The sequence below is a fragment of the uncultured Planktosalinus sp. genome (genome assembly GCF_963973675.1).
Classification (GTDB): domain Bacteria; phylum Bacteroidota; class Bacteroidia; order Flavobacteriales; family Flavobacteriaceae; genus Planktosalinus.
Genome location: NZ_CAXBAN010000427.1, coordinates 1 through 2,015 on the forward strand (window position 1 = coordinate 1; position 2,015 = coordinate 2,015).

The 2,015-nt window shown below is 38.7% G+C and carries 2 protein-coding genes and 1 pseudogene; 1 reads left to right on the forward strand and 2 read right to left on the reverse strand.

What is annotated here, in order from left to right; genetic code table 11:
- A pseudogene (locus AACY61_RS12950) lies at positions 1-710 on the reverse strand (aspartate kinase); the annotation flags it as partial.
- Positions 710-1,189, reverse strand: a complete 480-nt coding sequence (locus AACY61_RS12955) for a GNAT family N-acetyltransferase (RefSeq protein WP_339611999.1) — start codon at positions 1,187-1,189, stop codon at positions 710-712. The pseudogene AACY61_RS12950 and the gene AACY61_RS12955, both read right to left, overlap by 1 nt.
- 206 nt (positions 1,190-1,395) lie before the next feature.
- Between AACY61_RS12955 and AACY61_RS12960 the strand changes: the two genes are divergently transcribed.
- Positions 1,396-2,015 (forward strand): class 1 fructose-bisphosphatase (locus AACY61_RS12960; RefSeq protein ID WP_339612000.1); only part of this gene is annotated, 620 nt, incomplete at its 3' end.

The following is a 2,015-nucleotide window of genomic DNA, read 5'->3' on the forward strand; positions in this document are numbered from 1 at the left end:
TGGGCATTCTCAAAATTTCTAGGGTCGGCGTTCAGTACCCCGGGAACATCTTTCCAAATAGTTACACTTTCAGCCCCTAAACTATAAGCAAATATAGCAGCAGTATAATCACTTCCTTCCCTTCCTAAAGTCGTCGTGAAGTTGTTATCATTGGAACCTAAAAACCCTTGTGTAACTGTTAAGGCTTTAGTATTTACCCAATCTTTGATTTGGCTTTGAGTTTGATTCCAGTCTATACCGGCATCCCGGTAGTTACTATCTGTTTTGATGCATTCACGGCTGTCTAACCAACTGTTTTCGATTTTATGTTGGTTTAAATATTGACTAACTATTTTAGTTGCGATTAACTCCCCAAAACATACCACTTGGTCATATACATAAGCATGAGAAGTAGACTTGTTCAATTCAAAGAATGAATTTAATTCTTCAAAAAGATTTTTTATTTCAGCATATACAGGGTCTGTTTTCTCTGGAAAAAGCTCCTGAAGGATTTGGTAATGATAATCTACAACAAAAGCCAGCGACGCTTGCAGTTCAGATGATTTATTTAGATAATCTGAAACCACATTTTCAAGTGCGTTGGTCATTTTTCCCATAGCCGAAACGACTACCACGAGGTTTTCAAATCCGGTGGTTTCCAGGACAGTTTTTACATTTTTAATACTTGCGGCATCTTTTACTGAAGCCCCGCCAAATTTAAATACACGCATTAATTAAAGTCTAAGAAATTTGTGATTCCTTTTTCATCCATATGCACTGTACGCCAGTCTTTTAATATTTTGGCACCACTGCGCTCATAGAATTTAATCGCCCCTTCGTTCCAATCGAGCACCACCCATTCCACTCTTTTTACACCTTGGGATTTAGCATATTTCAACACTTCCTGATAGAGGGCGCTGCCTATTCCAGTGCCTCGCATTTCGTTGTTTACAATTAGGTCTTCCAAGTGGATGGTGCGGCCTTTCCATGTTGAAAATCTGAAATAAACCAGGGCCATCCCCACGATTTTGTGTTCGACCTCAGCAACAAAACATTTGAAGAGCGGGTTTTCACCAAAGCCTTCTTTTTCAAGTTCCTCAACAGTAACGACCACTGCATCAGGTTCGCGCTCAAAGGTCGCCAGCTCTTTGATTAAAACGAGCACTTGAGGCATGTCTACTTTTTTACTTTCCCTTATTTTATATTTCATAACTCAAAAATTGATTCCCAAATTGCACTTCATTCTTCACAAAAATATCGATATTTCCTCTGTTTTAGACTAAAATTTTGTATAATATAAAATACAAATTCCAATCTTGCATCGGGAAAACACATAAATTTTTTACATTTTACTTCTTAGGTATGAATGGAAAAAATTCATGTACTTTTGTATGCAAAACCACATCTTTTCCAAAAATGGCTGACCATAACAAAACATTAGGCGAATTTATCATTGAAAACCAAAAGGATTTTGCTTACTCATCCGGCGAACTTTCCCGATTGATCAACTCCATCAGGTTGGCCGCAAAGGTAGTAAACCACGAGGTAAACAAAGCCGGTTTGGTAGATATTTTAGGTGCCTTTGGCGACAAAAATATTCAGGGTGAAGAACAGCAAAAACTGGATGTGTTTGCCAACGAAGCATTTATCAAAACCCTGACCAACCGAGAAATTGTGTGTGGCATAGCCTCTGAAGAAAACGATGGTTTTATAACCATTTCCGGACGTGAAAAAAACAATCAAAATAAATATGTGGTATTAATTGACCCGCTGGATGGTTCTTCAAACATCGATGTCAATGTTTCTGTTGGAACTATTTTTTCAATTTACAGAAGAATCACTCCGGCAGGAACTCCGGTAACACTTGAAGATTTTTTACAACCCGGAGTGAACCAGGTAGCTGCAGGTTATATTATATATGGAACCTCAACAATGATAGTTTATACCACCGGCCATGGGGTGAACGGTTTCACACTGAACCCGGCAATTGGCACTTATTATTTATCGCACCCCAATATGTGTATTCCCGAGGACGG

What these genes read in the sequence shown, in the direction of transcription:
- AACY61_RS12955 (WP_339611999.1), bottom strand. Translation starts at nt 1,189, where the DNA reads ATGAAATATAAAATAAGGGAAAGTAAAAAAGTAGACATGCCTCAAGTG.